Annotated in this window: 10 protein-coding genes and 7 pseudogenes; 15 read left to right on the plus strand and 2 right to left on the minus strand. The window is 50.9% G+C overall.

Annotation, left to right across the window (positions count from 1 at the left end):
* Window positions 1–28: 28 nt before the first annotated feature.
* Window positions 29–628, minus strand: a pseudogene (locus tag CBW42_RS14020) (DUF4368 domain-containing protein); the annotation flags it as partial.
* A gap of 419 nt (window positions 629–1047) precedes the next feature.
* Here CBW42_RS14020 and tet(40) (CBW42_RS14030) point away from each other — a divergent pair.
* The 12 genes and pseudogenes from tet(40) (CBW42_RS14030) to tet(W) all read left to right on the plus strand — a co-directional run bounded on the left by tet(40) (CBW42_RS14030) (window position 1048) and on the right by tet(W) (window position 9577).
* The gene (gene tet(40), locus CBW42_RS14030) at window positions 1048–2268 is read left to right on the plus strand and encodes a tetracycline efflux MFS transporter Tet(40) (protein ID WP_087022772.1); all 1221 of its coding nucleotides are present in this window, start codon (window positions 1048–1050) and stop codon (window positions 2266–2268) included.
* 298 nt (window positions 2269–2566) lie between these two features.
* Entirely contained in the window at window positions 2567–2812 is a 246-nt protein-coding gene (locus tag CBW42_RS14035; RefSeq protein ID WP_087022774.1) for a type II toxin-antitoxin system RelB/DinJ family antitoxin, read from the plus strand.
* A 12-nt stretch (window positions 2813–2824) separates the two neighbouring features.
* The gene (locus tag CBW42_RS14040; protein WP_087022777.1) at window positions 2825–3103 is read left to right on the plus strand and encodes a type II toxin-antitoxin system YafQ family toxin; all 279 of its coding nucleotides are present in this window, start codon (window positions 2825–2827) and stop codon (window positions 3101–3103) included.
* Window positions 3104–3136: 33 nt separating this feature from the next.
* Window positions 3137–3625, plus strand: a pseudogene (locus CBW42_RS14045) (hypothetical protein).
* Window positions 3626–3659: 34 nt separating this feature from the next.
* Window positions 3660–3749 (plus strand): annotated as a pseudogene (locus CBW42_RS15510) (PF20097 family protein); the annotation flags it as partial.
* Window positions 3707–3877 (plus strand): PF20097 family protein, encoded by a 171-nt coding sequence (locus CBW42_RS15515; protein WP_407922984.1) that lies wholly within the window; start codon window positions 3707–3709, stop codon window positions 3875–3877. The pseudogene CBW42_RS15510 and the gene CBW42_RS15515, both read left to right, overlap by 43 nt.
* Window positions 3878–4184: 307 nt before the next feature.
* Window positions 4185–4361, plus strand: coding sequence for a plasmid recombination protein (locus CBW42_RS15095; protein WP_242969898.1), 177 nt, complete (start codon window positions 4185–4187; stop codon window positions 4359–4361).
* Between the two features lie 177 nt (window positions 4362–4538).
* Window positions 4539–4736 (plus strand): plasmid recombination protein, encoded by a 198-nt coding sequence (locus CBW42_RS15210; RefSeq protein WP_278308607.1) that lies wholly within the window; start codon window positions 4539–4541, stop codon window positions 4734–4736.
* A gap of 24 nt (window positions 4737–4760) precedes the next feature.
* On the plus strand, window positions 4761–5405 hold the full coding sequence (locus tag CBW42_RS15105; RefSeq protein ID WP_242969899.1) for a hypothetical protein: 645 nt from the start codon (window positions 4761–4763) through the stop codon (window positions 5403–5405).
* 410 nt (window positions 5406–5815) lie between these two features.
* Window positions 5816–6139, plus strand: a complete 324-nt coding sequence (locus CBW42_RS14855) for a hypothetical protein (protein ID WP_205703649.1) — start codon at window positions 5816–5818, stop codon at window positions 6137–6139.
* Window positions 6127–7266 carry a hypothetical protein gene (locus CBW42_RS14055; RefSeq protein WP_205703650.1) on the plus strand — a complete coding sequence of 380 codons (1140 nt, stop codon included), beginning with the start codon at window positions 6127–6129 and terminating at the stop codon, window positions 7264–7266. The genes CBW42_RS14855 and CBW42_RS14055 overlap by 13 nt, the downstream gene beginning before the upstream one ends.
* A gap of 390 nt (window positions 7267–7656) precedes the next feature.
* Window positions 7657–9577 (plus strand): annotated as a pseudogene (tet(W), locus tag CBW42_RS14065) (tetracycline resistance ribosomal protection protein Tet(W)).
* A 171-nt stretch (window positions 9578–9748) separates the two neighbouring features.
* Here tet(W) and CBW42_RS14070 read toward each other — a convergent pair.
* Window positions 9749–10348 (minus strand): annotated as a pseudogene (locus CBW42_RS14070) (DUF4368 domain-containing protein); the annotation flags it as partial.
* 418 nt (window positions 10349–10766) lie between these two features.
* Here CBW42_RS14070 and tet(40) (CBW42_RS14080) point away from each other — a divergent pair.
* From tet(40) (CBW42_RS14080) to CBW42_RS14090, 3 genes and pseudogenes are all read left to right on the plus strand, one after another.
* Window positions 10767–11990, plus strand: a pseudogene (gene tet(40), locus CBW42_RS14080) (tetracycline efflux MFS transporter Tet(40)).
* Between the two features lie 285 nt (window positions 11991–12275).
* Complete coding sequence (locus CBW42_RS14085) at window positions 12276–12542, plus strand: type II toxin-antitoxin system RelB/DinJ family antitoxin (protein WP_033119556.1); 267 nt, start codon at window positions 12276–12278, stop codon at window positions 12540–12542.
* 15 nt (window positions 12543–12557) lie between these two features.
* Window positions 12558–12837, plus strand: a pseudogene (locus tag CBW42_RS14090) (type II toxin-antitoxin system YafQ family toxin); the annotation flags it as partial.

Below are 12837 nucleotides of genomic sequence, written 5' to 3' on the forward strand. Positions count from 1 at the left end.
TAGCTCTTGTGTCGGATAGGTCGGGCGGTTATTCGGGCAAGTCCACCTTGCCAACAAAAGAATAATAAATCTCAATGTCCTGTCTGCGGGTCTTGTTCTCGTCATAGCTGCACTCATGCACAACGATTTTCTCTACAAACTCCCGCAGCAGAGTAGGGGTAAGTTCTTCAAAGCTGGTATGCCGCCGGACAACATTCATAAACTTTTCTGCGTTCACGGTGGCTTCCTGTGCTTTGGAAAGCTCCGCTTGGATAGCGGCGGCTCTTTCTTTCAGCTCCCGTTGTTCTGCTTCATAGTCTGCCGACAGCTCTGTGAAACGCTCGTCTGATATGCGCCCGGTCACACTGTCCTCATACAGCCGCTTGAAGATAGCGGATAACTCGGCTATGCGTTTCTCGGTGGCTTCCAGCTCCTTTTTCTTGGCGGCGTTCCTGCGCTTGCCCCCGTCCTCGTTCTGCTCAATCAGGAGCTTCATAAACCGGGCTTCATGCTTTGCCGCATAGCTGGTCACTTTCCGCAGATTGGAGAGTACACCAGCGGTCAAGAGGTCGGTGCGGATAAAGTGCGCCGTACAGTCATGGGTGCGTTTCTTGTAGTTGCCGCAGATATAACAGTCCTGCTTGCGCTTCAGGCATCTTGAGTACTTTTTGATAGTGCATAGTAATATCCTTTCCGGCAGGCATCCAATTCCAAAGGGTGGATACACAACCTAGCGGCTTATACAGGTATAGCCTGAGGCTTCCCAACCAGCCAAAACATAAATCACCACCGAAAGGATTGACAGACTTTCTAAGAGGTATCGCCAGCCAGAAGGCCGGCTCCCAAGGAGGAAACGTCAATGATCCTGCCTTCAGTGATTATACCTCTATATTTTGTCTGGTGCATTAAGGAAACCTCAGACACGGTAAATACTGTCCTATAACTTCTGATGGAGGGGGAACTCCTCCTTCCGTTATATCTATATAGATTTATTAGATTGGACTTTGTAACTATTAACCAGTAGTCGTTCTTGACTACACCATTATTATACTAGGAGAATGTAACTTCATGTTTGCTAAAAATTCAAAGGCATATTCTGTCTACCTGCTGTTCCGATTTGTCTGTTCCCTGGCGGTTTCTATGTCCACAGTGCTTTCCATCGTGTACCACCTGGAGGTGGTGCAGCTGGATGCTTTCCAGCTTGTCCTGGTAGGGACGGTTCTGGAGACCTCCTGCTTTCTGTTCGAGATACCCACCGGTGTGGTGGCGGATTTGTATAGCCGTCGGCGCTCGGTGCTGATTGGAATGTTCCTCTACGGCCTGGGCTTTCTGATGGAGGGKGCGCTACCGTGGTTCGCGCCGGTTCTGCTGGCCCAGGTTGTCTGGGGTTGCGGTGATACCTTCATCACCGGCGCTCTGGAGGCGTGGATTGCCTCGGAGGAAGAGGACAAACCCATAGACAAGGTGTTCCTGCGGGGCAGTCAAATGGGGCAAATCGGCGGCGTTCTGGGCGTGGTGCTGGGCACACTGCTGGGAAACATAAACCTGCAAATGCCTGTCATCTTGGGGGGCAGTTTGTGCTTGTTGTTGGGGCTGGTGATGGTTCGCATCATGCCAGAAACCAACTTCTCCCCTGCTATTGAGGAACGGCAGGGCTTGCTTAAAGACTTTGTCTGCCTGTTCAAGCTCAACCTGGGCTTTGTGAAAGGCGCACCTGTGTTGCTGGCGCTCTTAGCAATCACACTATGCGGGGGACTTGCCAGTGAAGGCTTTGACCGGCTCTCCACCGCTCATTTTCTGGATGACACGGTAATACCCGTTATCGGGCCGCTGAACAGCGTCACTTGGTTCGGTGTTATCAGTCTTATCGGCAACGGCTTAGGTATTCTGGCTTCTCAGTTGCTCATCGCCCGCATGGAGAAAAAAGGGACTGTCAGCCGAACCAGTGTGGTCATGTCCACCAGCGCCGGGTATATCCTGTGCCTGGTTCTCTTCGCGGTGGGGCGGAGCTTTTGGTTCATGTTGTTGGTGTTCCTGCTGGCGGGGCTTATGCGCACCATCAAGGAGCCTGTGCTGGCCGCCTGGATGAACGACCATGTGGATGAGAAAATGCGCGCCACAGTCTTTTCCACCAGCGGACAGCTGGACTCTTTCGGGCAGATCATCGGCGGGCCTATTGTGGGGSTGGTAGCCCAGCAGGTGTCCATACCCTGGGGGCTGGTCTGTACCGCTTTCCTGCTGTTGCCCGCGCTGTTCTTAGTGCCGGTGGCGGGAAAGAAGCGGGATTGATATGGCATAGTTAAGTTTACTGACGAGCGGGAGATTACTTCCGCTCGTCTTCATTTAGTAGCGCAAAATTTGAGGACTCTTTATTTCCTTATTCGGTATAGCGGAGGCGGCTGTCAATTCGACATAATTTTCTTGTGATACTTTACCGTACATGAGCATTCACGCTGCGGTGTTAGCATATAGAAAGCACTGTTCATAGAAAAGTTGCAAAAAAACATTTGCAATGCACTTGCAAATGTCACGAATATTGAATATAATATTAGTGCAAGCTAAAAATGACGAGGAAAGGAGTGCTATTATGGCTAAAGGAAATATGACGATAAGAATGGAGCCGGAGCTGAAAGCACAGGCGGCAGCTCTCTTTAAGTCCCTCGGAATGGATTTGAGTACGGCAACGGGTATTTTTTATCGACAGGCACTTAGGTGTCATGGACTTCCCTTTGAAGTCAAGGTTGACGAGCCGAATGCTGTTACCTATGCGGCGATGGAGGCGGCAGAAAAGGGAGAGGATATGTACKGTCGTYTKATASMSWTSYAGATCTGATGGAGGCGCTGAATGCTTAAGCCKGAGTTTTCRGGGCAGTTCAAACGAGATTACAAGCTTGCGATCAAGAGAGGCTGCGATCCGAAVAAGTTGGAGGWAGTGATCACGCKGTTGTGTAACGAGCAGCCGTTGCCGGAGGCGTATCGAGATCATGCTCTCACTAATTCCAGAAATTATAAGGACATGAGAGAATGTCACATCGAGCCGGACTGGCTGTTGGTCTATAAAGTTGTTCGGCAGACTTTGATTTTGAAATTGATAAGGACGGGATCTCATAGCGATTTGTTTTGAGATTAACTCCGGATGAAAGAGTGGTGATGATATTTGGCGGGTGTAATAACGGAAATTGCAATAGAATGTGGCGTGTCGGAACAGGCAGTTCGTGCATGGTGTAGGCGAAACCATGTTGCGAAAGATGCGAAAGGAAGTTTCGCAATCAGCGAAAGTCAAAAAACCGCCATATATCAGCATTATTTAGGTGTTGAACGAAAGCAAGTTTCGCAACAGGCGAAAGCAAGTTGCGAAACTTGCGAAACCACTTTGATCGCTATGCTGCAGGGAGAATTAGACCGGAAAAGCGAGCAACTTGCTGTAAAGGACAAGCAGATCGAGGAACTGAACGCAAGGTTGGCGGAGGTCAGCTCGGCGTTGGTGACGGCACAGCAGACTGCGGCAGCGGCCCAGGCTCTCCATGCTGGGACAATGCATCAGCAGCTTCTTTCCGGCAAGTCCGGAGCCGATCAGCCGGAGCGTGAGACAGAACCGGTTCAAAAGCGTAGCTGGTTTAGTAGSTGTCTYTGKRKACWMAWCTAGAACGACAAATCGGGAATTTGTAGGGGTGATTAAAATGAAATGTCCGTATTGTGGTGAAGAAATGCAACTTGGTTGTATTCAATGCAGAGATGGTGTCTATTGGAGCGAAAAAGAACGAGTTATTGCGGCCCTCAACATTGGTGGGGCAAGTCAATCAAACTCAATGAAAAGTCAATCGGTGGACCTTTTGGTGGAGCGTCTGCGGAGGCTTGGCTCTGCGAGAAGTGCAAGAAAATTGTCATTGAGTATTAAATTTCAGTTTATCGGTGGGATGAAGGTCGGGGAGCCGTCCGCAGACGGCAGGGGCAGCGCGCCCTCCGGAGCTGGCAGAGCAGCAGGCACGAGCCGGCAGTGAAGCAGCTCCGGCAACCCCTCCCCTTTAGGGGCGCAAAGCACTTTCACACCGCTGCACCGATGGGGTGGCGGTGTGAAAGTGCTTTTGCGTTACTTTCTCACCAGAAAGTAACAAAGAGGTTGTTTTTAGCGGAAATTTATGATAAAATAGAGGACGGAAGAATAAGCGGAAAGGGGGCGATTTTATGGAGTTACGATTTCGGGTATGACAGGTGCAGGGAGCATCCGGCACAACAACCGCAGCTTCTCAGCGGCGAATGTAGACCGGAGCCGGACGGAGCAGAACATTGTTTTCTGCAACGAGGATCTGAAGCAGGTCTATCATATGGTCTTTGATGAAGCTCTCGCAGCCTACAACGCAAAGAAAACCAAAACGAGATAAGATACCGGACTACTATGAGCATATCCGGCAGAGTAAACAGGAAAAGCTGTTCCATGAAGCGATCTTCCAGATCGGCAACATGAGCGACTGTGGGTGCGGTACGCCGGACGGAGAACGGGCGGCGGCAGCTCTGAAAGATTTTGCGGAGTCTTTTGCAGAACGCAACCCCCATCTGCGGTGTTCAATATGGTGCTGCACATGGACGAGGCAACGCCCCATCTCCATGTCGATTTTATCCCTGTGGCAACGGAGCAGTCAAGAGGACTTTCTACAAGGGTATCTATGAAACAGGCATTGAAGCAGCAGGGGTTTGTCGGTGTCGGCAGAAGCAGACCGAATGGGCGGCGTGGATGGAACGGGAGAAAGAAGCTCTGACGGAGATCGCCCAGCGGCACGATTTTGAAATTATCTCTCTCGCACGAACAGACCGCACATGGACTTGCCGCAGTTCAAGGAAGCGGCTGCGAGGCTGGAAGCGGTGCAGCAGCAGACAGCGCAGTAGAGCGGGAGGTTGCTGAGCTGGAACGGCAGCGGGACGCTCTGAAAGGCACTGTGCGGCTCTTAAAGGAGGCTGACAGGGTAAATGCACCCCTGCATGATATTCAGCCGGAAAAGACGCTCACAGGGGCAGTAAAGGGCGTGACGGTGGATCAGGTCGAGCAGCTAAAGAAAATGGCACTGCGCAGCGTGACGGATCGGCACAAGGTACAGGAGCTGACGGAGGAAAACACCCGTCTGCGGTCACAGGTGCCGTCCATGAAGAAGCGGCTGGAAGAAGCGCAGCGGCAGCAGAGGCTTGAACAGGAAAACCGGAGGCTGCGCGATGAAAACTATTATCTGCAATCCGAGCTGCAGGAGGAACGCAGCTTCACCGAGCGTCTGACGGACGGCATCGGTCGGATGCTGGACTTCTTGGAAGAACACTTGCCGGAGCGTCTGCGTCCTCTGCTTGAAAAGGCGAGGGAGCTGCTGCCCGATCCGGAGATTGGACAGCAGCAGGAGCAACAGCAGCACCAGCGAGGAATGGGCGGCATGGAGCTGTAAAAGAAGCCTGTCCGGAGGGCTTGAAAATCTCTTTCGGACAGGCTATAATAACAACTGAAAATAGGGAATTGCTGTATTGATAATCTAAGCCCCTGTAAGGGTACTCCCAACCTATATTTTTTCTCTCTGAAAGGGAGAAAGTCGGAGGGAAAAGGGGGGTGAGCGGAGGGGTGTTGGAAGTGTGGTAAACCTCGTTAGAGGTTTTCCAAGCCACTGTGGTAAACCCATCGGGTTTTCCATAGTGGCGGCACTTTCAATGCCCCTCCGCGAGGGGGAAAAGGGGGAGGTGACTTTCTCTTAAGGCGGCGTAGCCGCCGCTCTTTTGCTCCCCCTTTTCCCCCTTCCGCCCGCAGGCGATCCCCGCCGCAGCGGATTTTCTTTTTGGTACTTTTCTTTTGTGAGGTGGTAATATGACCGAGAATTATCGAGGCTGCTACGAGTATTTGAGCGCACAATATCCGGAGGTCGGAGGCTATGAGTTTTATAAAGAGCTGTTTCCGGACAATGAGAACTCCGGAGAACGGCACACGGATTTTTCCCATCCGAACGCTGTGTATCTGTATCGGGACGAACAGAGCGAGGATAAGAAGCTCCGGCGCAGGAAGATGTATAACGACACATGGGAACAGGATTACATGGAGTTTGTCGAGGGAACAGCCTTACTTTGTGCAGCGGTCTTGCATATCGCAGAAAGGAGAACAGGCTGGAGAACGCCCAGCGGATGTATGCTCTGATCTTCGATCTGGATGGCGTAGGTCTTGCCGAGCTGCGCAACCTCTTTCTGCGCTTTGGCGGCGATCCGGAGCGAGTGCGCCGGTTGCCGATGCCGACTTTCCTTGTTCTGTCGGGGACAGGGCTGCATATCTACTATGTTTTCCAGCAGCCGATTGACCTATACCCGAATATAAAAATTCAGCTTAAAAGTCTGAAATATGACCTCACTTTCCGGCTATGGGAGTATGGCAGCACTTCGCAGGTCAAGGCGATCCAGTATCAATCCATCAATCAGAGCTTCCGCATGGTGGGCAGCATCAATGACAAGCATGGGACGGAGCTGGTCGCTTTCCGTACCGGAGAACGGGTAACGCTGGATTATCTGAACGCCTACGCAAAGCCAGAAAACAGGGTGGATGTCAATAAGCCTTTCAGCCCATCCAAAATGACACGAGCTGAGGCGAGGGAGGCATATCCGGAGTGGTATGAGCGTGTTGTTGTTAGAGGCGAGAAAGGACGCAAGAAGTGGGATATTGCCGGAAAGGTGCATGGTGATGATCCGTATGCGCTCTACCATTGGTGGCTGCGGCAGATCGGAGAGATAAAGGGCGGGCATCGGTATTTCTTTTTGATGTGCCTTGCTATCTATGCTTACAAATGCGGTGTGTCGAAGCAGCAGCTCCGGCAGGATATGAAAGAGGCTTTTGATGATCTGCAGATGGTGAAGCATGAGAACGCATTGACCGAGGAAGATATACGGAGTGCGCTGGAAGCCTACGACAAGGAGTATTACAATTTCACGATTTCCGATATTGAAGCTCTGACCGATGTTCGCATCGAGCGCAACAAGAGGAATGGTAGATCACAGAAAGAGCATTTGAAAAGAGCAAGGGCGGTGCAGGAAGTGGATTATCCTGGCGGCACATGGAGAAGAAAAGGGGCAGAAGAAAAGAAAGCGCAAGTCTATGCGTGGCGGCAGGAGCATCCAGAGGGACGCAAGGCCGATTGTCATAGGGACACCGGACTTGATCCGAAAACGATCCGCAAATGGTGGGACACCGTACCGGAGGGGCATATAACGGTCAAAATACGCCCATCACAGGCTTTGAGCGATCTGTTGGTGGAGGAATTTAAGAAAGGGCTGTAAACGCCCCAGAAACGCCCTACAAGGCGTTTTCGGGGCGGGTAAGGGGAAGAAAAATTTCTTTTAGGTACTTGCTTTCCTAAAACTGATGTGATACAATGATTTAATCCAGAAAAGGAGTAAAAAATATGCGGCAAGGTATTCTTAAATAAAACTATAATCAAATAGTGGGAACAAAGGATTATGATAGCTCCTTTTGTAGGGGCTTAGTTTTTTGTACCCAATTTAAGAATACTTTTGCCTTATCAATTTTGACATATCCCCAAAAACAGCAATCACAAACAGGTGTATGCTGTATATGTGTATGTCCGCAACTTATAATCCCCAGTGGTAAAAGTATTTTACTGCTGGGGATTTTTATGCCCTTTGGGGCTGTAAAGGGAGGACAATCACATGAAAATAATCAATATTGGAATTCTTGCCCATGTAGACGCTGGAAAGACGACCTTGACGGAGAGCCTGCTATATGCCAGCGGAGCCATTTCAGAACCGGGGAGCGTCGAAAAAGGGACAACGAGGACGGACACCATGTTTTTGGAGCGGCAGCGTGGGATTACCATTCAAGCGGCAGTCACTTCCTTCCAGTGGCACAGATGTAAAGTTAACATTGTGGATACGCCCGGCCACATGGATTTTTTGGCGGAGGTGTACCGCTCTTTGGCTGTTTTAGATGGGGCCATCTTGGTGATCTCCGCTAAAGATGGCGTGCAGGCCCAGACCCGTATTCTGTTCCATGCCCTGCGGAAAATGAACATTCCCACCGTTATCTTTATCAACAAGATCGACCAGGCTGGCGTTGATTTGCAGAGCGTGGTTCAGTCTGTTCGGGATAAGCTCTCCGCCGATATTATCATCAAGCAGACGGTGTCGCTGTCCCCGGAAATAGTCCTGGAGGAAAATACCGACATAGAAGCATGGGATGCGGTCATCGAAAATAACGATGAATTATTGGAAAAGTATATCGCAGGAGAACCAATCAGCCGGGAAAAACTTGCGCGGGAGGAACAGCAGCGGGTTCAAGACGCCTCCCTGTTCCCAGTCTATCATGGCAGCGCTAAAAATGGCCTTGGCATTCAACCGTTGATGGATGCGGTGACAGGGCTGTTCCAACCGATTGGGGAACAGGGGGGCGCCGCCCTATGCGGCAGCGTTTTCAAGGTTGAGTACACCGATTGCGGCCAGCGGCGTGTCTATCTACGGTTATACAGCGGAACGCTGCGCCTGCGGGATACGGTGGCCCTGGCCGGGAGAGAAAAGCTGAAAATCACAGAGATGCGTATTCCATCCAAAGGGGAAATTGTTCGGACAGACACCGCTTATCAGGGTGAAATTGTTATCCTTCCCAGCGACAGCGTGAGGTTAAACGATGTATTAGGGGACCAAACCCGGCTCCCTCGTAAAAGGTGGCGCGAGGACCCCCCTCCCCATGCTGCGGACGACGATTGCGCCGAAAACGGCAGCGCAAAGAGAACGGCTGCTGGACGCTCTTACGCAACTTGCGGATACTGACCCGCTTTTGCGTTGCGAAGTGGATTCCATCACCCATGAGATCATTCTTTCTTTTTTGGGCCGGGTGCAGTTGGAGGTTGTTTCCGCTTTGCTGTCGGAAAAATACAAGCTTGAAACAGTGGTAAAGGAACCCTCCGTCATTTATATGGAGCGGCCGCTCAAAGCAGCCAGCCACACCATCCATATCGAGGTGCCGCCCAACCCGTTTTGGGCATCCATAGGACTGTCTGTTACACCACTCTCGCTTGGCTCCGGTGTACAATACGAGAGCCGGGTTTCGCTGGGATACTTGAACCAGAGTTTTCAAAACGCTGTCAGGGATGGTATCCGTTACGGGCTGGAGCAGGGCTTGTTCGGCTGGAACGTAACGGACTGTAAGATTTGCTTTGAATACGGGCTTTATTACAGTCCGGTCAGCACGCCGGCGGACTTCCGCTCATTGGCCCCGATTGTATTGGAACAGGCATTGAAGGAATCGGGGACGCAGCTGCTGGAACCTTATCTCTCCTTCATCCTCTATGCGCCCCAGGAATACCTTTCCAGGGCTTATCATGATGCACCGAAATACTGTGCCACCATCGAAACGGCCCAGGTAAAAAAGGATGAAGTTGTCTTTACTGGCGAGATTCCCGCCCGCTGTATACAGGCATACCGTACTGATCTGGCCTTTTACACCAACGGGCGGAGCGTATGCCTTACAGAGCTGAAAGGATATCAGGCCGCTGTCGGTCAGCCGGTCATCCAGCCCCGCCGTCCAAACAGCCGCCTGGACAAGGTGCGCCATATGTTTCAGAAGGTAATGTAAAGATAAGGGTTTTTATATTACCCCACCGAAAACGAGGCTTGAAAACCGCGCGAAATAAGGCTTTTTCACCCCCTAAATGTATATTGATGTGCGATAAAGAAGTAATAGAAGTGTAAAAAATTTTGCCGTTCCTATCCGGCACTTAGCTCTTGTGTCGGATAGGTCGGGCGGTTATTCGGGCAAGTCCACCTTGCCAACAAAAGAATAATAAATCTCAATGTCCTGTCTGCGGGTCTTGTTCTCGTCATAGCTGCACTCATGCACAACGATTTTCTCTACAAACTCCCGCAGCAGAGTAGGGGTAAGTTCTTCAAAGCTGGTATGCCGCCGGACAACATTCATAAACTTTTCTGCGTTCACGGTGGCTTCCTGTGCTTTGGAAAGCTCCGCTTGGATAGCGGCGGCTCTTTCTTTCAGCTCCCGTTGTTCTGCTTCATAGTCTGCCGACAGCTCTGTGAAACGCTCGTCTGATATGCGCCCGGTCACACTGTCCTCATACAGCCGCTTGAAGATAGCGGATAACTCGGCTATGCGTTTCTCGGTGGCTTCCAGCTCCTTTTTCTTGGCGGCGTTCCTGCGCTTGCCCCCGTCCTCGTTCTGCTCAATCAGGAGCTTCATAAACCGGGCTTCATGCTTTGCCGCATAGCTGGTCACTTTCCGCAGATTGGAGAGTACACCAGCGGTCAAGAGGTCGGTGCGGATAAAGTGCGCCGTACAGTCATGGGTGCGTTTCTTGTAGTTGCCGCAGATATAACAGTCCTGCTTGCGCTTCAGGCATCTTGAGTACTTTTTGATAGTGCATAGTAATATCCTTTCCGGCAGGCATCCAATTCCAAAGGGTGGATACACAACCTAGCGGCTTATACAGGTATAGCCTGAGGCTTCCCAACCAGCCAAAACATAAATCACCACCGAAAGGATTGACAGACTTTCTAAGAGGTATCGCCAGCCAGAAGGCCGGCTCCCAAGGAGGAAACGTCAATGATCCTGCCTTCAGTGATTATACCTCTATATTTTGTCTGGTGCATTAAGGAAACCTCAGACACGGTAAATATGTCCTATAACTTCTGATGGAGGGGGAACTCCTCCTTCCGTTATATCTATATAGATTTATTAGATTGGACTTTGTAACTATTAACCAGTAGTCGTTCTTGACTACACCATTATTATACTAGGAGAATGTAACTTCATGTTTGCTAAAAATTCAAAGGCATATTCTGTCTACCTGCTGTTCCGATTTGTCTGTTCCCTGGCGGTTTCTATGTCCACAGTGCTTTCCATCGTGTACCACCTGGAGGTGGTGCAGCTGGATGCTTTCCAGCTTGTCCTGGTAGGGACGGTTCTGGAGACCTCCTGCTTTCTGTTCGAGATACCCACCGGTGTGGTGGCGGATTTGTATAGCCGTCGGCGCTCGGTGCTGATTGGAATGTTCCTCTACGGCCTGGGCTTTCTGATGGAGGGTGCGCTACCGTGGTTCGCGCCGGTTCTGCTGGCCCAGGTTGTCTGGGGTTGCGGTGATACCTTCATCACCGGCGCTCTGGAGGCGTGGATTGCCTCGGAGGAAGAGGACAAACCCATAGACAAGGTGTTCCTGCGGGCAGTCAAATGGGGCAAATCGGCGGCGTTCTGGGCGTGGTGCTGGGCACACTGCTGGGAAACATAAACCTGCAAATGCCTGTCATCTTGGGGGCAGTTTGTGCTTGTTGTTGGGGCTGGTGATGGTTCGCATCATGCCAGAAACCAACTTCTCCCCTGCTATTGAGGAACGGCAGGGCTTGCTTAAAGACTTTGTCTGCCTGTTCAAGCTCAACCTGGGCTTTGTGAAAGGCGCACCTGTGTTGCTGGCGCTCTTAGCAATCACACTATGCGGGGGACTTGCCAGTGAAGGCTTTGACCGGCTCTCCACCGCTCATTTTCTGGATGACACGGTAATACCCGTTATCGGGCCGCTGAACAGCGTCACTTGGTTCGGTGTTATCAGTCTTATCGGCAACGGCTTAGGTATTCTGGCTTCTCAGTTGCTCATCGCCCGCATGGAGAAAAAAGGGACTGTCAGCCGAACCAGTGTGGTCATGTCCACCAGCGCCGGGTATCCTGTGCCTGGTTCTCTTCGCGGTGGGGCGGAGCTTTTGGTTCATGTTGTTGGTGTTCCTGCTGGCGGGGCTTATGCGCACCATCAAGGAGCCTGTGCTGGCCGCCTGGATGAACGACCATGTGGATGAGAAAATGCGCGCCACAGTCTTTTCCACAGCGGACAGCTGGACTCTTTCGGGCAGATCATCGGCGGGCCTATTGTGGGCTGGTAGCCCAGCAGGTGTCCATACCCTGGGGGCTGGTCTGTACCGCTTTCCTGCTGTTGCCCGCGCTGTTCTTAGTGCCGGTGGCGGGAAAGAAGCGGATTGATATGGCATAGTTAAGTTTACTGACGAGCGGGAGATTACTTCCCTCGTCTTCATTTAGTAGCGCAAATTTGAGGACTCTTTATTTCCTTATTCGGTATAGCGGAGGCGGCTGTCAATTCGACATAATTTTCTTGTGATACTTTACCGACATGAGCATTCACGCTGCGGTGTTAGCATATAGAAAGCACTGTTCATAGAAAAGTTGCAAAAAAACATTTGCAATGCACTTGCAAATGTCACGAATATTGAATATAATATTAGTGCAAGCTAAAAATGACGAGGAAAGGAGTGCTATTATGGCTAAAGGAAATATGACGATAAGAATGGAGCCGGAGCTGAAAGCACAGGCGGCAGCTCTCTTTAAGTCCCTCGGAATGGATTTGAGTACGGCAACGGGTATTTTTTATCGACAGGCACTTAGGTGTCATGGACTTCCCTTTGAAGTCAAGGTTGACGAGCCGAATGCTGTTACCTATGCGGCGATGGAGGCGGCAGAAAAGGGAGAGGATATGTATGGTCCGTTTGATAGCGTTGCAGATCTGATGGAGGCGCTGAATGCTTAAGCCGGAGTTTTCGGGCAGTTCAAACGAGATTACAAGCTTGCGATCAAGAGAGGCTGCGATCCGAAGAAGTTGGAGGAAGTGATCACGCTGTTGTGTAACGAGCAGCCGTTGCCGGAGGCGTATCGAGATCATGCTCTCACTAATTCCAGAAATTATAAGGACATGAGAATGTCACATCGAGCCGGACTGGCTGTTGGTCTATAAAGTTGTTCGGCAGACTTTGATTTTGAAATTGATAAGGACGGGATCTCATAGCGATTTTGTTTTGAGATTAACTCGGATGAAAGAGTGGTGA

Origin of the sequence: Butyricicoccus porcorum (assembly GCF_002157465.1) — a bacterium.
Classification (GTDB): Bacteria; Bacillota; Clostridia; order Oscillospirales; family Butyricicoccaceae; genus Butyricicoccus_A; species Butyricicoccus_A porcorum.

What these genes read in the sequence shown, in the direction of transcription:
- CBW42_RS15515 (WP_407922984.1), top strand. Translation starts at nt 3,707, where the DNA reads ATGCAGAGATGGTGTCTATTGGAGCGAAAAAGAACGAGTTATTGCGGC.
- CBW42_RS15095 (WP_242969898.1), top strand. Translation starts at nt 4,185, where the DNA reads ATGACAGGTGCAGGGAGCATCCGGCACAACAACCGCAGCTTCTCAGCG.
- CBW42_RS14855 (WP_205703649.1), top strand. Translation starts at nt 5,816, where the DNA reads ATGACCGAGAATTATCGAGGCTGCTACGAGTATTTGAGCGCACAATAT.
- CBW42_RS14055 (WP_205703650.1), top strand. Translation starts at nt 6,127, where the DNA reads ATGTATGCTCTGATCTTCGATCTGGATGGCGTAGGTCTTGCCGAGCTG.
- CBW42_RS14085 (WP_033119556.1), top strand. Translation starts at nt 12,276, where the DNA reads ATGGCTAAAGGAAATATGACGATAAGAATGGAGCCGGAGCTGAAAGCA.